The sequence below is a fragment of the Deinococcus cellulosilyticus NBRC 106333 = KACC 11606 genome (assembly GCF_007990775.1).
Classification (GTDB): Bacteria; Deinococcota; Deinococci; order Deinococcales; family Deinococcaceae; genus Deinococcus_C; species Deinococcus_C cellulosilyticus.
In genome coordinates this window covers 141,043-163,086 of the sequence record NZ_BJXB01000007.1, presented here as the reverse complement: position 1 = coordinate 163,086, position 22,044 = coordinate 141,043, and the positions used below count along the sequence as shown (strand labels likewise).

Annotated in this window: 25 protein-coding genes; 11 read left to right on the top strand and 14 right to left on the bottom strand. The window is 57.7% G+C overall.

All coding sequences use genetic code 11. The features are described 5' to 3' along the window. Positions 1–200 precede the first annotated feature (200 nt). Complete coding sequence (locus DC3_RS09740; protein ID WP_186815937.1) at positions 201–1,196, top strand: vWA domain-containing protein; 996 nt, start codon at positions 201–203, stop codon at positions 1,194–1,196. A gap of 56 nt (positions 1,197–1,252) precedes the next feature. On the opposite strand, the gene DC3_RS09735 is transcribed toward DC3_RS09740, so the two are convergent. The 3 genes from DC3_RS09735 to DC3_RS09725 are packed head-to-tail and all read right to left on the bottom strand — an operon-like array spanning position 1,253 to position 3,747. Next, on the bottom strand, positions 1,253–2,497 hold the full coding sequence (locus DC3_RS09735; protein ID WP_146884166.1) for a sensor histidine kinase: 1,245 nt from the start codon (positions 2,495–2,497) through the stop codon (positions 1,253–1,255). Continuing rightward, complete coding sequence (locus DC3_RS09730; protein WP_146884165.1) at positions 2,494–3,159, bottom strand: response regulator transcription factor; 666 nt, start codon at positions 3,157–3,159, stop codon at positions 2,494–2,496. The genes DC3_RS09735 and DC3_RS09730 overlap by 4 nt, the downstream gene beginning before the upstream one ends. Before the next feature lie 12 nt (positions 3,160–3,171). Beyond that, positions 3,172–3,747: a hypothetical protein gene (locus DC3_RS09725; protein WP_146884164.1), complete on the bottom strand. Its 576-nt coding sequence runs from the start codon at positions 3,745–3,747 to the stop codon at positions 3,172–3,174. 206 nt (positions 3,748–3,953) lie between these two features. Between DC3_RS09725 and DC3_RS09720 the strand changes: the two genes are divergently transcribed. The 7 genes from DC3_RS09720 (at position 3,954) to DC3_RS09690 (ending at position 11,134) form a co-directional block, all read left to right on the top strand. Continuing rightward, positions 3,954–5,207, top strand: coding sequence for a TolC family protein (locus DC3_RS09720; protein ID WP_146884163.1), 1,254 nt, complete (start codon positions 3,954–3,956; stop codon positions 5,205–5,207). After that, a complete protein-coding gene (locus tag DC3_RS09715; protein ID WP_146884162.1) occupies positions 5,204–6,217 on the top strand; it encodes a TolC family protein in 1,014 nt (337 codons plus the stop codon). The genes DC3_RS09720 and DC3_RS09715 overlap by 4 nt, the downstream gene beginning before the upstream one ends. Then, complete coding sequence (locus tag DC3_RS09710; protein ID WP_146884161.1) at positions 6,214–7,437, top strand: efflux RND transporter periplasmic adaptor subunit; 1,224 nt, start codon at positions 6,214–6,216, stop codon at positions 7,435–7,437. Before DC3_RS09715 ends, DC3_RS09710 begins: the two co-directional genes overlap by 4 nt. Next, positions 7,434–8,114 carry an ABC transporter ATP-binding protein gene (locus DC3_RS09705; RefSeq protein ID WP_146884160.1) on the top strand — a complete coding sequence of 227 codons (681 nt, stop codon included), beginning with the start codon at positions 7,434–7,436 and terminating at the stop codon, positions 8,112–8,114. Before DC3_RS09710 ends, DC3_RS09705 begins: the two co-directional genes overlap by 4 nt. After that, entirely contained in the window at positions 8,111–9,316 is a 1,206-nt protein-coding gene (locus tag DC3_RS09700) for an ABC transporter permease (protein ID WP_146884159.1), read from the top strand. Before DC3_RS09705 ends, DC3_RS09700 begins: the two co-directional genes overlap by 4 nt. A gap of 125 nt (positions 9,317–9,441) precedes the next feature. Next, a complete protein-coding gene (locus DC3_RS09695) occupies positions 9,442–9,732 on the top strand; it encodes a hypothetical protein (protein WP_146884158.1) in 291 nt (96 codons plus the stop codon). Between the two features lie 202 nt (positions 9,733–9,934). Next, complete coding sequence (locus tag DC3_RS09690; protein WP_146884157.1) at positions 9,935–11,134, top strand: YsnF/AvaK domain-containing protein; 1,200 nt, start codon at positions 9,935–9,937, stop codon at positions 11,132–11,134. Between the two features lie 64 nt (positions 11,135–11,198). On the opposite strand, the gene DC3_RS09685 is transcribed toward DC3_RS09690, so the two are convergent. Beyond that, positions 11,199–11,450 (bottom strand): hypothetical protein, encoded by a 252-nt coding sequence (locus tag DC3_RS09685; RefSeq protein ID WP_146884156.1) that lies wholly within the window; start codon positions 11,448–11,450, stop codon positions 11,199–11,201. Between the two features lie 37 nt (positions 11,451–11,487). After that, positions 11,488–12,069 carry a GNAT family N-acetyltransferase gene (locus tag DC3_RS09680; protein ID WP_146884155.1) on the bottom strand — a complete coding sequence of 194 codons (582 nt, stop codon included), beginning with the start codon at positions 12,067–12,069 and terminating at the stop codon, positions 11,488–11,490. A 515-nt stretch (positions 12,070–12,584) separates the two neighbouring features. On the opposite strand from DC3_RS09680, the gene DC3_RS09675 reads away from it, so the two are divergent. After that, positions 12,585–12,794 (top strand): hypothetical protein, encoded by a 210-nt coding sequence (locus DC3_RS09675; protein WP_146884154.1) that lies wholly within the window; start codon positions 12,585–12,587, stop codon positions 12,792–12,794. 224 nt (positions 12,795–13,018) lie between these two features. Here DC3_RS09675 and DC3_RS09670 read toward each other — a convergent pair whose 3' ends face one another. The 3 genes from DC3_RS09670 to DC3_RS09660 all read right to left on the bottom strand — a co-directional run bounded on the left by DC3_RS09670 (position 13,019) and on the right by DC3_RS09660 (position 13,896). After that, complete coding sequence (locus DC3_RS09670) at positions 13,019–13,240, bottom strand: hypothetical protein (protein ID WP_146884153.1); 222 nt, start codon at positions 13,238–13,240, stop codon at positions 13,019–13,021. Between the two features lie 54 nt (positions 13,241–13,294). Beyond that, positions 13,295–13,543: a hypothetical protein gene (locus tag DC3_RS09665; RefSeq protein WP_146884152.1), complete on the bottom strand. Its 249-nt coding sequence runs from the start codon at positions 13,541–13,543 to the stop codon at positions 13,295–13,297. Positions 13,544–13,635: 92 nt separating this feature from the next. Continuing rightward, positions 13,636–13,896, bottom strand: coding sequence for a cold-shock protein (locus DC3_RS09660; RefSeq protein ID WP_034335902.1), 261 nt, complete (start codon positions 13,894–13,896; stop codon positions 13,636–13,638). A gap of 401 nt (positions 13,897–14,297) precedes the next feature. Between DC3_RS09660 and DC3_RS09655 the strand changes: the two genes are divergently transcribed. Next, complete coding sequence (locus DC3_RS09655; RefSeq protein ID WP_146884151.1) at positions 14,298–14,864, top strand: hypothetical protein; 567 nt, start codon at positions 14,298–14,300, stop codon at positions 14,862–14,864. Between the two features lie 69 nt (positions 14,865–14,933). On the opposite strand, the gene DC3_RS09650 is transcribed toward DC3_RS09655, so the two are convergent. The 4 genes from DC3_RS09650 to DC3_RS09635 all read right to left on the bottom strand — a co-directional run bounded on the left by DC3_RS09650 (position 14,934) and on the right by DC3_RS09635 (position 17,849). Then, positions 14,934–15,731, bottom strand: coding sequence for an AIM24 family protein (locus DC3_RS09650; protein WP_146884150.1), 798 nt, complete (start codon positions 15,729–15,731; stop codon positions 14,934–14,936). A gap of 90 nt (positions 15,732–15,821) precedes the next feature. Beyond that, entirely contained in the window at positions 15,822–16,610 is a 789-nt protein-coding gene (locus DC3_RS09645) for an alpha/beta fold hydrolase (RefSeq protein WP_146884149.1), read from the bottom strand. 108 nt (positions 16,611–16,718) lie between these two features. Continuing rightward, the gene (locus DC3_RS09640; protein ID WP_146884148.1) at positions 16,719–17,297 is read right to left on the bottom strand and encodes a TetR/AcrR family transcriptional regulator; all 579 of its coding nucleotides are present in this window, start codon (positions 17,295–17,297) and stop codon (positions 16,719–16,721) included. Positions 17,298–17,441: 144 nt separating this feature from the next. Further along, positions 17,442–17,849 carry a winged helix-turn-helix transcriptional regulator gene (locus DC3_RS09635; RefSeq protein WP_146884147.1) on the bottom strand — a complete coding sequence of 136 codons (408 nt, stop codon included), beginning with the start codon at positions 17,847–17,849 and terminating at the stop codon, positions 17,442–17,444. Between the two features lie 84 nt (positions 17,850–17,933). Between DC3_RS09635 and DC3_RS09630 the strand changes: the two genes are divergently transcribed. Next, the gene (locus DC3_RS09630) at positions 17,934–18,866 is read left to right on the top strand and encodes an SDR family oxidoreductase (RefSeq protein WP_146884146.1); all 933 of its coding nucleotides are present in this window, start codon (positions 17,934–17,936) and stop codon (positions 18,864–18,866) included. A gap of 163 nt (positions 18,867–19,029) precedes the next feature. On the opposite strand, the gene DC3_RS09625 is transcribed toward DC3_RS09630, so the two are convergent. Further along, a complete protein-coding gene (locus tag DC3_RS09625; protein ID WP_146884145.1) occupies positions 19,030–20,937 on the bottom strand; it encodes a TRAP transporter large permease in 1,908 nt (635 codons plus the stop codon). 7 nt (positions 20,938–20,944) lie between these two features. Further along, entirely contained in the window at positions 20,945–21,916 is a 972-nt protein-coding gene (locus tag DC3_RS09620; protein ID WP_146884144.1) for a TRAP transporter substrate-binding protein, read from the bottom strand. Between the last annotated feature and the right edge of the window lie 128 nt (positions 21,917–22,044).

The window sequence follows — 22,044 nt, the reverse complement described above, 5'->3', positions numbered from 1 at the left end:
AGGGCATTCAGGCTGAATTGAAGCTGAATTTTGACAGGATGCATTTCTAAACACTTTCGTTACATCTGTCTGTGATCACCACCGCAAGGCCAGAATTCCTGGGGGTTATGATGCAAGTGCAAAGGAAAGAAAAATCTGTCCTGGCGCTGCTTCAGTCAAAATTGGCTGGGCATGAGTCCTGTCATGTTTCGGAGGTTCAAATGACTGCAAAAATGTATTCTCTCACCACATGCGTTGCCCTTGGTGTTCTGCTGGGTGCCTGCAACCCAACCCCGTCCGTCACCTACACCCCACCCAAAACGGGCACGGTGAACGGCTACACCATTGATGCCACCAACAAAGACACCATCAAATTCAATGTCAGTGCCCTGGACGATGGGGGCAAAGTGATCCTGAACGGCAAGATCGACAGTTTCACTGTGAAAGTGGATGAGGTGACCGGCAACCCAGAAAGCAACAATGCAGCAGATGTGACCGCCACCACCACCATCTGCGGACAGTACACCTCTGCAGGAGGACCCATCACCTGTGCTGTGGTGCTGGATGCCAGTTCATCCATGACCAGCACCGATCCCGACGAGAAACGCAGTGAAGCCGCCAAACAATTCGTGGGTCGAATCTCCAGCACAGACCAGGTCGCCGTGGCCAACTTTGGAGCAGGCGGAAAAGACCCATATGAAGATTTGCACGTCTACCAGTCTTTCACTGCAGACAAAGCCCTCCTCAACAAAGCCATTGACGATGCCACCAAAGCAACTGGCAGTACGCCCCTGTGGGAATCCACGGTCGAGGCCACCGACCTCCTGAGCAAAGCTGCAGGAAACAACAAAATCGCCCTGGTGCTGACCGACGGCCAGGCCAACGGCACGGGAAATGTGGACACCACCATTGCCGCAGCCCAGAAAGCCAATGTGAAACTCTTCATGGTTGGCCTGGCCAAAGGCCAGATCGACGAGAGGGACATGCAGAAAGCGGCCCAGATGACCGGAGGGCTGTACTCCAAGGTGACCGAGGCCGCTCAACTCAATGACCTCTTCAACAAGGCCTTCAACCAGAGCCAGGCTTTTGCCTGCCTGCAGGTGGTCTTCAAGCTGAAAGGCAAGGTGCCTGCTGCGGGGACCGAAATCAAAGGGACCCTCACCATCAAAATGAACGGCGGACAGTTTGTGGCCCCATACGCTGTGACCTTCCTCTGATTCTGGATTTCTGGCAAGCCCTGTGCATCCGTGCAGGGCTTGTTTTCTGGGGCAGGTCAGCTGCGGCCCACCGAAAACCCAACCCTTGCCCCAGTGCGGGTGTTTTCGGCCCTGGCATGGCCCCGGTGCACCTGGGCCACGGCCTTGACCAGGGCCAGACCCAGACCAGTGCCGCTGGACTGCTTCACAAAAGGCTCGAACACCTGATCTCGCAGTTCTGCAGGAATGCCTGGACCTTCATCTTCCACCCAGATCCACACCTCATGGGGCAAAGGTTCAATTTGAATCTGGCGTGCGCCAGTGGCATACCGCTTTGCGTTTTCCAGCAGGTTTCTCAGGGCCAGTTCAAGCAAAGCAGGGTCCGCCTGAACCCTGGCGTCCCCCTGCACAGGGCCTTGAAAAGCCTCCTTGATCAGGGACCTCAGGTCCACCTGCTGCACCTGTGGTTCAGCCTGACCTTCCAGACGGGCCAGGAACAGCAGGCTGTCCAGCAGCTTCTCGGTTCTCTGGGTCTGGGCCTCGATGCCGTCCCAGGCCCTCTTCTCATGGGGACTGGCACGAATGACCTCCAGGTACAGGCGCAGGGCAGCCAGCGGATTGCGAAGTTCATGGGAAGCCCCGTAAGCGAAACGCCGGGCGGCCTCCTCCTGCTGCTTGCGTCGTTCCAGGGTGTGATGCATCTCCTGAAAAAGTCCATTCAGGGCGTCAATGGATCGCTTGAGCTCTGGAATGAGTGGGGCCTTCAGTGGCCTGAGGTTCTCAGCACTGCGGGTGCTGATTTCACTCCCAAGGTCCAGGAGGGGCTTCAGGGAACGCAGAATGCCCCACGCCCCCACCCCCCACGCCAGCAGAAAGGCCAGAACCCCCCACAAAATCAGGCTGGAGGTGAGGGTCCACGGGAGTTCCAGCACCGTCTGGTACGGCACCGCCTGGAACACCAGGTTGTCTCCATCGGCACGCACGAAATAGGCAGGTGCCCCCTGGGTGAGCCCCGTGGTCTGTTCCAGACGTGTGGCCACTGCAGCAGGAATGGCCTTCTGGTATTGCAGGGGTTGCGTGGTCAGGATGGCAACCGGCCCGACCGTGGGCTTGCGTACGTCGATGGCCTGCCCCGGCTGCATTGCTCCAGTGTCCTCACTGGCCAGGGTGGACATGATCGGAAGGGTGAAAGGCATGCTGGAGGGTGCAATCAAGGGCTCCAGACTGGCCACCAGCACCCGCTGCACACTGAAAAACAGCACCAGAAACAGCACCAGCAGAGAAGGGGTCAGCCACAGCAGAATGCGCAATTTCAGGGTCATGGTTTCCTCAGGACATAACCGTACCCCCGCAGGGTGTGCACCAGGGGGGGGTCCCCCAGTGCCCTGCGAAGCCCGGAGAGTTGAACTTCCAGGGTGTTGTTCTCAACGTCCTCACCCCACACCCCCTGCATCAGGGCCTCTCTGCTCAGAACCCGCTCGGGGTGCTGCAGGAACACCTCCAGCAACTTCAGGCCCTTGAAGCTCAGGTCCAGGGGCCTGCCCTGACGGGTGGCCTGCATTTTCTCACGGTCCAGCGTCAGGTCCTCGTAGGCCAGAAAGTCACGGCTGAGCTGGTTGCGGGTGCGCCTGAGCACCGCCTCAATGCGGGCCAGCAATTCCGAAAGGGCGTAGGGCTTCACCAGATAGTCATCCGCGCCACCTTTGAGGCCCCGCACCCGCCATTCCACCTCATCGAGGGCGGTGAGCATCAGGACCGGAAGGTCGGTCTGGCTGCGGATGGATTTCAGCACCTCAAAACCATTGAGGTCCGGGAGCAGCACATCGAGCACCACAAGGTCGGGTTGTTGCTTTAAGAGCTTGAGGCCCTGGTTTCCCGAAGGGGCACAGCTGACCCGGTAGCCATGCAGTTCCAGCGCCAGAGAGAGGGCCTCTCTGACGCCAGGGTCATCTTCAATCAGCAGCAGGTGAGGACTTGACGGCATGCTCTCAGCGTATCAATTCCGTTTGAGGTCCTGAATGAAAGCCTGCAATTCCCGCAGGGTTTCAGGATTCTGGAAAGGAGAAAAAGGGTCCCCACGCTTGAGTTTCTCTGCCGGATTCTCGGGCATCCCTCCTGCAGTGCCCACCCCACCGGACACCATGATCACCCCATCTCCGGCCCCTTGCGGCATGGCCGGGCGCTTTCTGAGGATGGCGGTGTCCAGTTGCATGAGCTGCTTTGCAGTCAGAATTTTCGTTTCCAGCTGCTTTTTCAATTGCCCGGTTTTTTCCACCGTGAGGTTCTCGGTGGTGCGCAGGGTCTCCAGAAGTCCGATGAGCCCGGTTTTCTGTTTGTCGCTCAGTTTGATGCGGCCCTTCTGGATTTCCTCTTTGAGTGTGAGGATCACCGGCACAAATTCCATCACAGGCTGGTAGGCTTTCAGCAGTTTCATGTCCTCTTCGAGCCCTGCCGCCTGACCTGCAGGAATGGCAATCCGCACAGGCCCCTGGGCCAGTGCAGGGGTCAAAGAAAGCAGGGCGGAGAAACAGAGGATTCTGAGCCATTTGTTCTGGGAAAAGGCAGTTTTCATGGGGTCCATCCTGCCCACCCAGCCTGAGGTCACCAACCCCGTCAACCTTTCGTGAACCTGAAATCCAGGCTGCTGATCGGAAGAAATCTGCGGCAAGACCCAGGCAGATTTCATGCTTTTGACTTTCTGGACAATAAAAACCAGATTCAGGTTGGTGTAAGGTTTTGCGTCTGGGTGGTTTCAGTTCCGCAGACGATCTTGAAGCCATGAAGCGAATTTTAGGCCTGTGGATCATGGGTGGACTGCTGTCTGCTGCGGGGGCAGTGCCCCTCCCCGAATTTTTACAGGGGCTGGAGCAGAGCCCGGCCTACCAGCGGAACCTGCAGGAAGAAGCGTCCAGTGTGCTTGCCCTGAAGCTTGCAGAAAAAGCTTCAGGGTGGCAGGTGTCAGGCACCGGAGGATGGGACCAGACCCCTGCTGGAGGGACTTTGCATTCGACGCTGCAACTGTCACTCGGGGTGCTGCCGTGGAGCGAAAGCCAGCGCAATCTGTCCCGTGAAGGGCGAAAAAGCCGCCTTGTCCTGCTGAGGCTTGAGGAAGAACGGGAAGAACTCAGGCTCAAAGCCATCTCACTGTATTTCCGTCTGCACCTGTTGCAGCAGCAGGTGGTTGCCGCAACCCGTGAAGCGGAATTGCGCTCCCGACTCCATGCTGCGGCCACCGAACAGCACCGCCTGGGAAACATGAAACTCTCAGAAGTGCAGCAGGTGCTGCGCAAAAAAACCGAAGCAGAGGTCCAGCAGATCACTTTAGAGGCCGAGTTGCAGGCCGCCCACTTCGACGCCCTGTCCCTCGGGGGCAAAGGTGACCCCACAGACCCTTTGCCAGAGGTGTTCCCTTCACCAGACGAACAAGACCTCCTGAAAGCCCTCGAAAACAAACCTGCAGTGCAGGAGGCCAGATTTCAGCTTGAAGAGGCCCAGGTGCAGCTTGAAGAAGCCCAGAGATCCGGCGCCCCGGAACTGCAGGTCTCGGGCAGTGTTTTTCAGGGGAACTTTTCTGGACAGCTGCAATTCAACCTGCAAAAAGGCACCGTTTCTTCAGAAATTGGCGTGCAGTCCACAGGGCAGGGGAGTGGCTGGAAAGCCTCTGCCACATTGCGTGTTCCCCTGGTGGGTTCCCAGGGAGCAAACCTTGAACTGGCTGCACAAAAGGTCCATGAGGCCCGTGCCCACCTGCAGGAGGCAGAGCAAGCCCAGGTGCAGAAGCTCCGGGATGAACTGGGCAAAAAACGCCTCCTCGAAGAACACCTGCGCCTGCAGACCCTCACCCTGCGGCAGGCTGAAGAGTCGCAAAAGCTCGCCCAGAAGCGCCTGATGGCCGGCCTCATCTCCGAAGCCGAACAGGTCGAACTGCAGATCGGGCTTCAGAAATCCCGGTTGGACGTAGAAAAAACCCGAGTGGACCTGTACCTGCAGTGCCTCAAGTTGCAGGCCCTCCTGGAAAGGAAAAACCCATGAAAACCCTGATGATTGCTGTGCTGCTCACTGTTCCCTCAGCCCACGCGCTTTCTCTGCCCGACCTTCTGAAAGCCTATCCATCCCATCATCCAGAGGTCTTGCAGGCGAGACAGGACCTGCAGCAGTCAGAGGCAGAATTCAGACGCACCGAACAGGACCCGGACACCCTGGCCTTTGAGCGACTGAAAGCCAGCCACAAGCAGAGCCGCCTGAAGGCCCGCTTGCAACAGACTGTCCTCACTTCCCAGAAGTCCCTGACCGACCGTTACTGGTCACTCTTCATCAAAACCCGCATGCTGCAGGAGCTTCCCTGGAAGCAGAAGCTGGCAGAAACAAAACTCAACATTGCCCGCACCCGCAAATCCACTGGCGCAGGCACCCAGCAGGAGGTTCAACAGGCCGAACAGGACCTCAGGAGCCTCAAAGCAGAAGCAGATCAGACGGTGCTTGAGGTGGAACAGTTGTGTCAGGAACTCTCCCAGCAGACCGGCCTGAAAATCCAGCCCAACACCCCCCTCACCGAGCCTGCAGTGAAAACCACCCTCCCGGCATTCAAGGTGCAGATCGAGTTCCGTGTGGATGTGCTGGAAGCGCAGCAGAACGTGGCCGAGGCAGAACTGCAACTGAAACTGCTCGATCCAATTTTCAATTCCAGACGGGACCAGGAAGAAAGGCAGGCGGCTTTGGAGGGTGCAAAAACCTCCCTGGAAAGCACGGAAGCTGCAGCCCGCAGGGACATCCAGAAAGCCCGCGATGACTTCAAGAAGGCCGTGTCACAACTGTTTCTGGCAGAAGACCAGCTGAAAACACAGGAAAGCACCTACAGCAAAGACCAGCAGAAACACCAGCAGGGCATCCTGGCCCAGATCAAACTTCTGGAAAGCGAGGCTTCCCTGAGAGACAGCCGCCGCAAACTGCTGGAGGCCAGACAGCAGGTGGCGGATTCCTGGGCCTCTCTGGCCGTGGCCCTCAACCAGCCCATGGCTGATCCCCAGGAGAAAAGCCAGTGAAACGCTGGATCGCCACAATCACGGTGGTGCTGGCCTGCGGTGCCGGAGGGTTTTTCTGGTACCAGGGCCGGGAAAAAACCCCGGAAGCTGCAGCCCCGGTCTTTGCCAGTGCCACTTTGCAGGACGTGAAAAAGACCATCAATGGCATCGGGACCCTGCAGGCCCTCAAGGTGCTGGATCACAGCACCCCTGTGGCTGGAGAAGTGCAGCAGGTGGTGAAAGTCGGGCAGCAGGTCAGGGCAGGGGAAGTGCTGGCAAAACTGCACCAGCGCAGCAAAGAGGGAGAGCTTCAGGAAGTGCAGGCGCAGGTGCGTGAAGCCGAACTGGCATTGCAGGGGGCGCAGTTGCAATTGCAGGTCAAGCTGGCAGAGCAGCAGGACACCATCCAGCAAAAGACCCAGACCGTGCAGAAAGCCCTGCAGGACCTCCAGCAGAAGAGAAAAAAGTTGAAAGTTCAGCAGGAACTTTACCGGGTGGGGGCCATCAGCCGTGCTGAAGAGGAAGAAGCCCTGCTTGGGGTGACCACAGCAACCCAGAACCTGCAGGAATCCACGCAGAGTCTGCAAGATGCCCGTGAGGCCCTCACCCGCCTGAAATCCACCTTGCAGCAGAGCGTGGAGGACAGCAGCCTGAAACTGGACCATGCCCGCAGCAAACTGGAACGTTTGAAAAAAGGCGAGGAGACCACCGTAAAGGCAGGCCTCTCAGGGACCGTGACTGAGGTGAGGGCTGTGGTGGGGCAGACGGTCAGTGCAGGAACGCTGGTCACCGTGCAGGACACTTCCACACTGCTGGTGCGGGTCAGCGTGGACGAAACCCAGATCCAGCAGGTAAGGGTCGGAAAAAGGGCGGAGGTGCGTCTGGATGCCCTGAAAGGGGTGACGTTGCAGGGCAGGGTCACGGGGATTTCTCCGGTGGGCAGAAGCGAACAGAACATCCCGATGTTCGAGGTGCAGGTGAGCCTCACCGATCCCCCAACAACCCTCAAGCCCGGCATGAGTGCGGATGTGGATGTGGTGGTCCGGGAAGCCAGAGGGGTGCTGACCATTCCAGCACAGGCCGTGCAGAGCGTAAATGGTCGCCATTACGTGCAGGTCAAACGCCAGAGTGAGGTGGAGTACCTCCCGGTGGTGCTTGGGGATCAGGAGGGAGACCGGGTTGTGGTCAAGGAGGGCCTGTCCCCGGGGGATCAGGTGCAACTTCCAGGGGGAACCCCATGACCCCCCTGATTGAACTGCGGGACCTCACCCGCAGTTATGTGCTGGGTGGGGAGCGTTTCGATGCCCTGAGAAACGTCAACCTGAGCATTCAGCAGGGAGAATTTGTGGCCATTCAGGGACCTTCAGGGAGTGGAAAAAGCAGCTTGATGCACCTGATTGGCCTGCTGGACCGCCCCACCTCCGGGGAGTACCTGCTTCAGGGCCGTCCCACCGCCGCCCTGGATTCCCGCATTCAGGCCCGCATCCGCAACCAGACCATCGGGTTTGTGTTTCAGGCCTTCCACCTGCTGCCCAGGCTGACCGTGCTGGAAAACGTGTGCCTGCCACTGGAATACGCCGGAGTGAAAAAAACAGTGCAGCTTGAAGAAGCCACGCAGGTGCTGGACACCCTCGGACTCCTCTCCAAAAAGAATGTGTTTCCCACCCAGCTCTCTGGTGGGCAAAAGCAGCGGGTGGCCATTGCCCGTGCCCTCATCAACAAACCCCCTCTCTTGCTCGCGGATGAACCCACCGGGAACCTCGACAGCAAAACCAGCCACAGCATCATGACCCTGCTCAGCGAACTGCACGCCCGGGGGCACACCGTGGTGCTGATCACCCACGAGGAGGACATCGCCCGCTACGCCCACCGCTTTGTCCGGGTGATGGACGGTCAGGTGCAGGAGGTGCAGGCATGAGTGGCCCGATGTCTGCACTCCAGATGGCGGTGCGTTCCATTCTGGGCAACCGCCTGAGGAGTGTGCTCACCTCCCTGGGGATCATCATCGGGGTGTCCTCGGTGATCATCCTGACTGCTCTTGGGGAAGGCTCCTCCCGCAAGATTCAGGCCGAGGTGGAAAAACTGGGCAGCAACCAGCTCACTGTGACCCCGCAGATGGGAAGCACCTCCACCCTGACCCTCAGGGATGCCACAGAGATCCAGCAGCAACTGGCTTCACAGGTGGTGGCCGTGTCCCCCACCATCCAGAGCAACCAGAAGGTGCGCAATGGAGAGAAAAACGTCTCTGCCACCGTGATCGGAGGCTGGCCTGAACTGCAGGCCCTGAAAAACATCACCCTGCAGTCGGGGCGTTTTTTCACTGCAGAGGACAATGAAGGGAGACGCAGGGTGGCCGTGCTCGGCCTGAATGTGGCCCGCAAGCTGTTTGGCATGAAAAATGCGCTGGGCGAACGCGTGAAAATTGCTGGAATCAGTTTCGAGGTGATCGGGACATTGCCGGATCAGGGGGGAGATGGTTTTTTCAGCATGAACGATCAGGTGCTGGTCCCCATTGAGACCTACCAGCAAAGGCTGGGACGCAGCAGCGAGGCCCGCAGGGACGGAGTGGACAGCATCACCGTGCAGGGCAAGGACAGAGGCACCCTCAAGCAGCTCGAGGTCCAGCTGAAACAGGTGGTGCGCAGCAGCCACACCCTGGAGGTCGAAGAGGACGATGACTTCAGCATCTTCAACCAGGCAGACGCCCTCGCCACCTTCAACCAGGTGAACCGCAGCCTGATGCTGCTGCTGGTCGGCATTGCCAGCATCAGTTTGCTGGTGGGGGGCATCGGCATCATGAACATCATGCTGGTGAGTGTCACCGAAAGGACCCGCGAGATTGGCCTGAGGAAAGCCATCGGAGCAACCCCTGCCTCCATCCAGTTGCAATTCACCATCGAGGCGGTGGTGCTGTCCCTGTCTGGAGGGGCACTGGGCATTCTGGTGGGTCTGTTGGGCACCTGGATTGCCCACCAGTTTGCAGGGAGCCCGGTTTTCGTGACCTGGTGGAGTGTGGCGGTGTCCTTTCTGTTTTCACTGGTCGTGGGAGTGCTGTTTGGTTTTCTTCCTGCTGCACGGGCAGCTTCCCTTGATCCCGTACAGGCCCTCAGGTACGAGTGAAGGCCTGGCTTTTCAGGATTGTTTCAAAGGTTAGCTGAAACTGAAATTGTTTTCAGGAATTGATACGGTGATTCCCCTGTTTTCATGGCTACAGTGACGGGTAAGACCGCAGCAAGGGAGGAACCATGCCAGCACAGACCGTTGCTCGATCCCGCGTGAAAGACCGAGATTTCATCCTGGTGGTGAAACACGATGGAAGCATCACCACCCTGCGCCTCCGGGACATCGCCTGGATTGACGGAGATGATACCCGGTGCAGGGTGACTTTTCAGCAGGAGGGCCTGCAGTTGCAGGTGCATCTCCGTGAAGGTGCCGATGCTTTCCGACTGCGCTGTGAGGGGCTCAAAGAAGCCATTGACCTTGGGGATTGTGTGCTGATCAACCAGCATTTTGCTCCCCAGAGCAGGGGCTTCTGACCCCCATCAGACCAGAATGGTGTTTTATCTCTCAGAAGATGCTTGAAAACATCTCATTCACCCGCGAACACCTGTAAAAAACCTGAAGAGTGCAAAAAATCCCGCTTTTTTTCGGAGTTGTTCCCCCTAAATTGAGTCAGACACTGAAAACGGATCATTCCCAGCACCTGGGGATGACGCCGTTTCCAACAGGAGGTCTAACATGAACAACCGCATTACTGCTATTTTCCCTTCCCAGTCCCAGGCCGAAGCGGCCGTGAGTGAACTGCGCACCCTCGGTGTGCACGAGTCTGATCTGTCCTTTATTGCCCGCCACAGTGACAATGAAGTGACCACCGAGCGCGTGGACCATCACGATGACGGCAAGGGCGCCGCCCGTGGTCTGGCCGTTGGGGCCAGTGCTGGTGCCCTGTTCGGTCTCGCCGCTGCATTGATCCCCGGTGTGGGACCCTTCATCACCGCAGGCTTCCTTGCCACCTCACTGGGAGCCGCAGCAGGTGGTGCAGCCGCAGGAGCCATCGTTGGTGGCGTAACGGGGACCATAGCAGGTGCCCTGGCAGACGCTGGTTATGACCGCGCTGAAGCCGAATACTACGAAAGCCGCCTGAACGAAGGGGGCGTGCTGGTCGCCATTGAACCCCCTGCCCATGTCTCCAGTCAGCAGGTGGTGGATGTGGTGGAACGCAACGGCGGCACCGTGCGTGGCTGGAATGCCAATGGCACCGAAGGACGCGCCAGTCTGAGCACGGCGACCGGAAACTTCGATGGTGAAACCACCCGTGGCACCTCCGATTACGGCGCATACTCCACCTCTGCCGAGTCCGACCGCCGCCTGCTCGAACACGACCGGGGCACCCAGAACTTCTCTGACCGCACCGTCAGTGACACCGATCTGGATGAAGCTGCCCGCCTGCGTCTGCACGAAGAGCGTCTGGAAGTGGAAAAAGAACGTTACCGTGCAGGCACCGTGGAAGTCGGCAAGCGGGTGGAAACCCGCACCGAGAATGTGAACGTTGAGCTGGAACGCGAAGAAGTGGTGATCGAGCGCCACCCTGTCACAGGCGAACGCCCTGTGGAAGGCAACGTGCAACTGGGGTCTGACCGCGAAACCATCCGCGTGGACCTTGAAGCCGAGCGCGCCGATGTGGAAAAACGCGCCTACGTGACCGAAGAGGTTGAGGTGGGCAAACGCACCGAAACCGAACGCCAGACTTTCACCGAACAGGTTGGCAAGGAAGTGCTGGAAGTCAACAAGACCGGTGAAGTGGACGTGCGTGCCGACCAGACTGCCACGGGCTCCCTGCGGGACAGCACCCGGGATCTGGAAGATGACCTGGGCCGCAAGGACACCAGCCTGACGGACACCGAACGTCTGAACGAAGACGGCACCCGCCGCAGATAACCCCAGACCCACCCATTGATTGAAAGAACCCGGCATGACCGGGTTCTTTTGTTGTTGCAGGAATTCAAGGGGTCAAAGTGCAGGTTCCTGCAGCCTGCAGGTTTTCAAGACGCTGATGCAATTCCAGAACCTCACCTTGCAGGTCTGAAATCTGGTGTTTTTCAGCTGCCTGTTTTGCTGATTGCAGGCGCATCTGTGCCCGGTGAAGCAGGTTGCTTCGGCCATCTGGATCTGGATGTTCCTCTGCCAGATCCAGTGTGGCCTTCACGCCAGCAAGGTCTCTTTGCACAAGAAAAAGCAGCTCCTGGTTGTGCATGTTTCTGGTCCTTTCTGTGGCTGTACCTGCAGCACCATCAGGGGTTCTGGACCCTGTCGGGGGAGTCTGCAGGTGCTGAGATGGGGTGCTCTGCGGACCATGCAGGCACGGCAGTGGTGTGGAACAGCTGATGGTTTTTTCCGTAGGTGTAACGCTCACCGACGGGTCTAAAGCCCAGCCTTTCAATGACTTTTCTGGAAGGGACATTTTCAGGATCAATGACAGCAAAGACTTCCCTGACCTTGAGGTCTTCCAGAGCGTGTTGCACCACCCGCCCGGCGGCCTCGGTGGCATACCCTTTGCCCCAGTTGTCCGAGCGAAAGCGGTATCCCACTTGCAGGTCTGTGCTCCCGGGAAAGGGAATCAGGTAAACCCAGCCCAGAAATCCGTAAGGGTCGTTTGCAGGAAAGACACTCCAGTAACCCAGTCCCTCACCGAAATCCCGTTCAATTCGTGAAAGCAGGACATCCCGGTGCTCATCGGGATCAGGCAGGGTGCCGTCTCCTATGAAGCGCATGACTTCGGGGTCCATGCCCATGCTGATCAGGCCAGGCAGGTCCTGAACGCTGCGCTGTCTGAGCAGGAGGCGTCTGGAGTGCAGTGTGGGAAGAATGTTCATAAGACCTCCTGAAAGGATGTGAAGCAAGGAACCTGGAAAGTCCTCTCCAGGACCACCAGGCTTTTGAAATGGATGCGTTGGGACCGTTCAAAGGGCACGACAAAGACAGAAGGGCATTGGCTTCAGTTGTCTCTGTTCAAAAACAGGGCACAGCACCTGGGTGAGGCCCACAGGGTCTGACTTTGATGACCTCATCCTAATGTGGGATGGTGATAAAAATATGATAGAGAGGTTTGATTAAGGCAGAGGCCAGAAGCAATAAAATGAGGGCATGCCCACAAAGCCATTGTGTGTTTTCAAACAATGGAAGAGTGCTGGCTTTGTGTGAATGTTTGTTGCTTGATCTGTAATTGCATGCAATAGACTGACCCGAGGCACAAAGGTTCTGCTGAGAGGTCAAAGCTGTGCATGGCATTTTACAAATTCTGACCCTGAAAATGCCCTTTCCTGCCCACCACAAGGCCAGTGCTGAACAGTCTTCACATGCAACAGGGCAGGGCATGATAGAGTGATCCATGATTGAATCAGTCCTTGCACGGGCCAAAAGAGAATTCCTGGCAAACACCGGATACAGCAGCCCTGCCCTGCTGATCTCCTCCGGCCTGCGAACGGTGGAAGAGTGGTCCTTGTGTCTGGACCGTTGCAGAGACGAAGAGGCAGACCGCAAGACCGCCTCCCCGGTGACCCGCAAGAAAGTGGGGCGCCCCAGAACCGAACGGAAATGACAGATACCCTTCAGGGTGGTTTCAGAGGGGTCTGCTAGGCTGAGTCATTCGACAATCACTGCGATCAGCCCCTGCACCATTTGAGCCTGTTTCCTTTTCTGTGTGCCACGCAAACCCGCAGCAGCAGAAAAGCCCGTTCCAAAGAGCATTCACAAAAGCAGCTTCTCCCAGTTGAGTTGGGTCTCAACTGGGATTTTTATGTTGGATGCTGATGGGCCAGATCTTCAGGCGTGTCCGTTGGTCCGGGTGCCAAGCATGCTGGACGCCCACAGGTCTCCAGCCTCGGTTGTGTCAAATTTACCGCAGTCCTGGCGGGTGCCATCGGCAAAATGCAGGGTGGCCACATAGGCACTTCCGGTGTGACGGACGCACACCATGCGCACCTGGTCGATGTTGAGGTGGGCGGTTGAACCATCACTGAGTTGTACCAGCACAAATTGGGCCATGCATCAGTATAGGTGCCTGGTCCACTTCATGGTGACGGTTCTGATGAGCTGCGGTTACAGGGTCTGCAGGGCATCAATGGGATGATGCTGCTGGACCAGATTGTAGAACACAATGGCCTCATCACGGCTGGAGTGAATGCTCAGATCACAGGTGCCTGTTCTGAGGGGTTGCCAGATGGATCTGGGTTTGAAACTGTCAATGGTGATGATCATGCCAGTGAGGGTTTGCAGCCATTCCAGCAGCACTGGTGATGAGGTTTCTGTCTGATGCAACTGAACCCGGAAGTGATAGGTCTGGTTCATTTTTCCCTTTCCTGCCTTGCATTTTCTGGCAAACGGGTTTCCAGAAGCCAAAAAAAGAGGACCACAGGGGTCCTCTTCAGTCAAGTGTGGCCTTACCAGCGGGATTGGCGCTGGGGACGGCTGTCGTATGAGCCTTCGGGTGCTGCTTTGGTCACCACAATGTTTTTGGCTTGTGGGCCCTTGCCACGCTGGCCTTCTTCCACTTCGAATTCGACTTCGTCGCCTTCGTTCAGTTTCTTGAAGCCGTTGGATTTGATGGCGCTGTAATGAGCGAAAACATCAGGGTGTCCTTCGTGAGAAATAAATCCGAATCCTTTTTCTGCGTTGAACCACTTTACTTTTCCTGAAGCCATGTTCTTTTCCTTCCCTCCAAAAACAAAAAACAGCGCACTGCAAAACCATGTGCGCTGTTTCAATTTGCGTCCTTGGAAGAAAACCAGTATAGCACAGATGGAGGCACATAATGTGACCTGACCCACATGATATTTTGATCTGCCAGCCCAGATTTGAAAATATGGTTGTGGCATGCAGAAAAAGTCATGACTTCAGCGAAGGAGACTGGCTTTTTTGCAGGTGGCCCTCATGAAGCCGTGATAACATGATTCATCCCATGGTTCTGTTCCCTGGGGCAAGCAATGAAATTTTCCTCGAAGGACGAAGCAGGCCATCTCAGCTGTTGCCTCCACCCTTCACTCCACCAGACTTCCCTGAAATTCAATTTTGTGCAATCTCGTGCAGCACTGCAAGGAGCACCATGACCCTGACGGCCACATGGACCACCACCCAACAGCACCGGGATTCTGTGATTTCCCTTTTTGACACCCTGGAATCGATATCAGGCAGTGACGTGCGTGAAGTGCTGTCCTGCACCACTGTTTCTGCACACCAGGTTCTGGAGGACCTGATGGGCCTAGGGCTGCTGCAGGTGGCCCCCTCCATTCGCAACACCACCCGCTACATCCTGAGAACCTACGGGCACGATGCAAGTCTGGTGCACCGGGAGTGGTTTGACCGTCTGGAGCACTGGTTCAGCCACGGCAGGTCTGAAACCATTTACAGCACTTCGCAGCAACTGCATCTGGAGTTGCCCGAAACCCGCGCCACCCTTGAGGAGATGCGCAAACTGGGCATCCTCTACGGAAAGTTCGTGGGAGCCATGTGCATCTACTCCCTGAAACAACGCCAGAAATTGCGTCAAGCCACAGCGGCACAACTGCAGGACCTGCAGGTTTCCGCTGAACAGAAACTGCAGAACCAGATGACCGAGGCGGCAAACACGGCCCGCAAGGAATCCAGACGCAACCGGGCGAAAAGCGCCTGATTTCAGCACATCCATGAAATGGGCATTCCTCAAGGGTGCCCATTTTGATGTGCAGGATGCAGAGCAGCCCTATTTTTGACCCATAGCCATCACCCCGGCGTGCATCCGGTCATAGGCCGTGCTTGAAGGCGCAATCCAGATGGTTCCACTTCCCCGGAAGACCTGCAGCAGCCCTTCTCCAGAAGACACACTCCCCAGCAGGCTTCGGGAGGAACGCTCGATTTTCATGGTGAACTGGCCCACCCGGGCAAAAGCAAAGTTTCCATCCACCTTGAGGGTGTCGTTCTGCATCTCGATGACTTCCAGTTCCTCGAAGGGCACCGGGCTCTGCAACACCACAATTCCGGTGCCACTGATGCGGGTCTGGAACAGGCCTTCACCGGAGAGCAGTCCAGAGGCAATGTCGTCGGGTCTGGCCACGCCCACTTCCAGACCTCCTGTGCAGCACACGAAAGCGCCACGGTCGGCCACCAGGGTGTCGTTGCTGATCTCCACCATCAGGAAATGTCCGAAAGTGGGTTCCAGCCAGATTTCCCCTTTTCCGGAATAGCGGGGCTTGGTGATGCTTTCTCCGGTGGCGACCCCCTGCACAGCCCGTTTCATGAAGCCTCCGAGGCCCCCTCCACTGGGGGTGCTCATCTGAATGTCCCCTTTCATGAAGTGCAGGGCTCCAGCCTCGGTGATCAGTTCATCGGTGCCATCCAGGGTGATTTTCAGGCGTTTGAGGCGCATGCCCAGTTTTTCGGCGTAATACAGTCCCTGTGCTGTACTGATGTTGGCGTTTCCTCCCAGGGTGCTGTACTCGAAAAGCTCAATGCAGGTGTTGCCATGGGTGCGAGAATCGGTGATTTTCATGCGGTCTGACATGCTTTCAGATACGCGGAAAAGTCTGGCACCGTTCCCGGAGGTGAAAAACCCCTCTGGCCTGTTGCGGACCAGAGGGGCATCTCATGGGGGTCAGGGCTGCAGGCTCTTCAGGGCCTGCAAAATCAGCCCGGTCACTTCTGCAGGACGGCTGACCGCCACGGCATGTGAGGCTTCCACTTCGATGGTGGTGGCATGAATGCGCTGTGCGGCGGCCCGCTGGGCGTCCGGGTTGATGGCCTGGTCTGCCGTGGCCACCAGAAACCAGGAGGGCAGTTTTTTCCAGGCGGGTTCCACCTGCAGTTTTTCACCGAAGGCGGATGCGGCCACCGGACGCTGGCTGACCCTGAGCACATCGGTCACATTGTGGGGCAGGTCTGCACTGAACACCTCATGGAACCGGTCTTTCTGAATCAGGAATTCGGTGGCTGTTGCTGCTCCATTGGGGTAACTCAGGGGTTGCAGGGCTGAGTTCAGCGGGGGCTCTTTGAACCCTGCGAGGGTGTCCTGAATGCTCTGTCCCCGGTCCAGACCGAAAGAAGCCACGTACACCAGGCCTTTCACATTGTCTGCTTCACTGCCTGCCACGGTGATGACGGGTCCGCCGTAAGAGTGCCCCACCAGCAGGACCGGACCTGGAATTTGCTGGGCCAGACTGGCCACATAGTCCCCGTCGCTTTGCAGACCACGCAGGGGGTTGGCCACCGCCTGGGCCTCAATGCCTGCTTTGTGAAGTTCTTCAATGACCCGACTCCAGCTTGAGGCGTCTGCAAAAGCCCCGTGAACCAGCAGCACGGTGGGGGTGGTGGTAGAGGTGTTCTCGGCCAGGGCAGGCGCGCCGAGGGCAAGCAGGGCAGTGAGGGTGGAAAGCACTTTTTTCATGGATTCTCCTTGAAGCAGGGCAGGAAAGGGCGGACGAACAAACACTGAACTTACCTACATGAAGGTAGAGAAACACCACAACAATCCCTCACAGAAGAGAAGACCCCCTTACTGTGCCAGCAGACCCTGAATGGCCAGGCGGCCAATCTGCTCAAAGCGCCCCATGTCCCTGTAGGACCGTGCCAGCAGCATGCCACCTTCCAGGGTGGCCAGAAAGACTTCTGCAGCGTGTTGCGGGGAGCCAGAGAACTTCAGCTGTCCAGATTCAGAGCCCTGTTCCATCACCCGACTGAGCCAGTCCTGATTGAGCTGGAAAAATGCAGCCACCTCGGTCTGGATGCTTTCAGGAAGGGTGTTGAGGTCTGCTGCCAGTGCAGCACACAGGCAGATGCGGCCATCTTCATGCACCACCGTGCGGTAACCGACCAGATAGACTTCCAGCATCTGGGGTGCACCCTGGGGTTGTTGTTGCAGCTGGGAAAGCACCTGATGCAGACGGTTGCGGTAACGGCGCACCAGCGCAACACCGAGGTCGGTTTTGCCGGGAAAATGGTAGTGGATGCTGGCGTTTTTGATGCCGAGGGCCTGGCTGATGTCCTTGTAACTGAAGGCGTTGAAGCCGCGTTCCTGCACCAGATGCTGGGCGACATCCAGAATGAGGTTGTAGGTGTCGGCTTTCTCTGACATGCCCAGAGTGTATACCTACTTGTAGGTAGGTATCAAGTGCAGGTTCAAAACATCCCTTCAGGCAGCAAGAATCTGCGCTGATCTCACGAATCAGGCGTGGACTTGGTGTTGACCCTTTTCTCCACAAACGTTGCCCCTGCACTCTCAGATGTCCTGCAAAGCTCCGGGTTGTTGTGCATCAAATTGCATTCTGGCCTGCTGGATGTCCAAGCGGTGACCCTCTGCCCAGTCAAAAATGGCCTTCACCGGACCGATCAGGGTGTGCCCGAGTTCGGTCAACTGGTATTCCACACTGGGGGGGTTGGTCGGGTACACGGTGCGCTGAATCAGGCCATCCCGCTCCAGACCCCTGAGGGTGAGGGTCAGCATGCGCTGGGACACCCCACCGATGCTGCGCTTCAGAGCGTTGAACCTCATGGGTCCCTGATAAAGCCTGCCAATCACACAAAGGCTCCATTTGTCTCCAATGCGGGTGAGGACTTCGAGCAGGGTGGGACACCGGGGGGCTTCACAGGGATTTGATGGGGTTTCAGGGGTGTCACCAGGGAACATAGATGTGCCTCCTTGTTAAACTTGACTCTGGTTATCATACTGTACGTAGGAACAAAAAGGAACCACCTGTTCCAGGAGGCTGTCATGTCATTCACCCGCACCCCATCCCCCACCTCAGCACGCAAAGTGGCCCTGATCACCGGAGGCACCTTTGGCATCGGAAGGGCCACCGCCGAAGGACTGGCCCGCAAAGGGTACCAGGTGGTTCTCACCGGAAGGGACCGGAACCGCGCAGAAACCGCAGTGAGGCAAATCCAGCAGGCCACCGGAAACGCTGAGATCTCCTCTCTGCTCGGAGATTTCACCCTCACCTCTGAAGTGAAAAGGCTCGCAGATCGGTTTCTGGAACAGCACCAGAGACTCGATGTGCTGATCAACAATGCCGGAGGTCAATTCAGCACCAGAGCCCTGACCCCAGAAGGCTTTGAGCGCACCTGGGCCCTGAACCATCTCGCCTACGCTGCGCTGACCCTGAAACTTCTTCCAGTTCTGCAGCAGAGCCGTCCTGCCCGCATCGTCAATGTGGCCTCCGGGTGGTATTCCAGAAACCTCCCCTGGAAGGATCTGACCCGTGAAAGGGGATACCACGCCGGGGTGGCCTACCTGGAATCCAAACTGGCCAACATCCTGTTCACCTACGCCCTGGCACGCAGGCTGGAGGGGAGTGGCATCACCGTGAATGCGGTCAATCCGGGCATGATTGACACTGGGCTGGGCAGAGGCTCCACGGGGCTCAACCAGCTCATTCAGGTGCTCCTGCAACCGCTGCGCAAAAGCCCCGAGACGGGAGCTTTTCCATCCCTGCACCTTGCCAGTGCAGCAGAAGTGGAGGGCATCACCGGGCAGTTCTTCGACAAAACCCGGTTCAGGCCCACCGCAAGGTTCACCCAAAATCCGGAATTGCAAGACAGGCTCTGGAAGGTGACCCTTGAGCAACTGCAGATGGCAGAAACGGGCCTCCTGTCCGGGCTCAACAGACAGCAGGTGAACCCGTCCCATCCCGTGTTGCACCCGTGAACCCAGGCCACCATGAAGTTCTGCCCAGAAATCGGATCAGCCCTGCGTGAGAGAAACAGTGTGCAGATCAGGAGAGAGGTCCGCCGTGATGCCCGGTCTGAACGCCCGACGGAAGGGCAAGCAGCACGGACCCTTCCCATCGGGCGTTCAGACTTTCAGGCGGTCAGTGCTGGCCCAGCAAATCGGGCACCACATGCACGATCCAGGGCACATAGGTGACCAGCATCAACACCACAAACATTGCAGGCCAGAAATACCACAGGGCTCGGCTGACCTTCTCGATGCTGATCCGGGCAATCCCGCACCCCACAAAGAGGGCCGTGCCGACAGGTGGTGTGGTCAGTCCCAGACCCAGGTTCAGCATCAGGAGGATGCCAAAGTGCACCGGGTCCATGTTGATGGGATTTGCTGTCACGATGGGCAGCAGCACCGGGGTCAGGATGATGATGAGGGGTCCCATGTCCATGATGGTGCCGAGCAGCAGCAGCAAGACATTGATCAGAAGCAGCAACACAAACTTGTTGTCACTGACAGACAGGATCAGGTCAGAAAGCTGTGCAGGGATCTGCAGGTAGGCCATCAGCCAGCCCAGAGCGCTTGCTGTTCCGATGATCAGCATCACCATGGAAACGGTTAAGACAGAGGCTGTGATGCCCTGCCACAGCTTCTGCCAGGTGAGTTCACGGTAAAACAGCATGCTGACGATCAGGGCCATCAGGACCCCAATGGCTGCAGACTCGGTGGCGGTGAACCAGCCGAACACAATGCCTCCCACCACCACCAGACCGACCAGCAAACTGGGTATGGCTCCAAGCACCACCTTCATGCTCTCTTTGAAAGGTGGGCGGGGCTCGGTGGGATAGTTGCGCCTCACGGCAATGATGAAAGAGGCGATCATCAGGGAGACACCCACCAGAATTCCAGGCAGGTAACCTGCCAGAAACAGCGTCCCAATGGAAACTCCACCTGCGGCCAGACTGTACAGCACCATGTTGTGACTCGGAGGAATGATCACCCCCTGCACGCTGCTGGCCACGGTCAGGGCTGTCGCAAAATCGGCATCATAGCCTTTTTTCTTCATCATCGGGATGACCACGCCCGCAGTTGCGCTCACATCCGCAACTGCAGATCCCGAAACCCCACCCATCAGCATGGAGTCCATGACGTTGACCATCGCCAGGCCCCCTTTCCAGGGACCCACCAGGATGCGGGCGAAATCCACCAGTCGCTGGGCAATGCCCCCTTCAGACATGAGTTGACCCACCAGAATGAAAAAGGGAATCGCGAGCAGCGGAGTGACGGTGATGCCACTGGCGATGCGCTGCGCCACAATCAGTTCAGGGAGGCCCAGACGCATGACCGCCACGATGCAGGCCATGCCGATGGCCACCGAAATCGGGGTGCCCAGAAAGAGCAGCACCACAAAAACCAGCACCAGCAGCCCCACCGGGGAAAACAGGGAAGCCGGTCCCAGCCACAGCAGAAAACCTGCCAGCAGCACCAGCAAAATGCCCACAATGTACTTCTGGCCTGCCGATCGCCGGGGAGGTTCCTGCTCCAGGCTTTCCGGAGCTTCCCAGCGGGACAGCAGGTTCCTGAGGGCATAGAGCACGATCACCCCGCCCCCCACCGGGAGGGCCAGGTACATCCAGCCCACCGCGACGGGAAGGGTGGAAAAGGTCTGGTTCATGGTGCCTGAAACCAGTTCACTGCCGTAACGGATCAGGTAGAGGCCAAAGAGCACACTGACCACCCACACGAACCGGTAGACCCCATGCTGTAAGGCGTGAGGCAAGCGGGACACCACGATCTGCACGGCGAGTGTTTCACCCGCGCGGATGGTGAGGCCCACCGCCAGCATGCCAAGCCAGACCAGAAGCATCAGGCTCATTTCCTCGGTCCAGTTGGGGCTGGTCACACCCGGGAGGTAACGGGCCAGCACCTGCCAGGTGATGACCAGCACGATGGTCACCAGCAGAATTCCGGTGATGCTCCTGAGCAGCCAGGCAAAACCCTCTTCCAGTTGCCGGAAGGGCAAAGTTGCACTGCGGGTCGGGCTGAGGTCTTTCATGCCCAGCTCACTTCACATCCAGGATGCGCTCGATCAGGTTCCCGTAATCCTTTTTGTATTTGGTGTAGACCGGAGCCATGGCTTTCTGGAATTCAGAGACATTCACAGAAATGACCTTTGCTCCGTCTTTCTGCACCTGTTTTTTGCTCTGGTCGGAGAGGGCCTTCCAGGCTTTCTTCTGCACCTCCACGCTGGCCTGCGCGGCTTTCTGGATGTACATCTGGTCGGACTTCGAGAGGCGGTCCCAGGTGGTTTTGCTGAGCAAAACCAGTTCGGGAACGGCGGAGTGGGCCGTGAGGCTGTAGTTTCTGGCGACCTCAAAGTGTCGGAAACCGGAAGACCCGTAAGAGGGGAAGTTGTTTTCTGCACCGTCAATGGCTCCGGTCTGCAGGGCACTGTACACCTCGCCAATCGCCATCGGGACGGGTTTGGCTCCCAGGGCTTCCATCATGTCGAGCACCACCTGGTTCTGCTGGGTGCGGATGCGCAGGCCTTTCATGTCGGCAACACTCTTGATGGCTTTCTTGGTGGTGTAGAAGTTGCGGGTGCCCGAGTCGTAGTAAGCCAGCCCAATGAATCCTGCACTGTTCAGCCCGCTCAGAATTTCCTTGCCCACCTCCCCATTCAGCACCTTCCACATGTGGCTGGAGTCCCGGAACAGAAAGGGCATGTTGTACACCCCGACAGGGGCATAGAACTGCGCCACAGGTGCACTGGAAACCCGCACCAGATCGATCACCCCGAGTTTGGTCTGTTCGATGGTGGAGCGCTCGTCCCCAAGCTGACCCCCTGCGAAGACCTGCAACTCAATGCGTCCATTGGTGGCCCTTTTCAGGTAGTCGGACATGTACTTGAGGCCGGCAACGGTGGGGTAGTTTTCGGGCTGGATGTCTGCGGCCTTGAGGATGATCTTCTGCTGGGCGGCAGCGGTGCCGAGTGTGAGGGTGACAAGAACAGCGAAAAGTCTGGTGTGGTGCATGGTGTGTACTCCTTTCAGGAAGGGTCCCACCTCCGTTATCGATAACAATCACAGGCATTCCATGGGGAACCTGGCCGACAAAAGCCTGTGGGGACCGCCGGATTTGTGGCTGGTCGTTATCGATAACA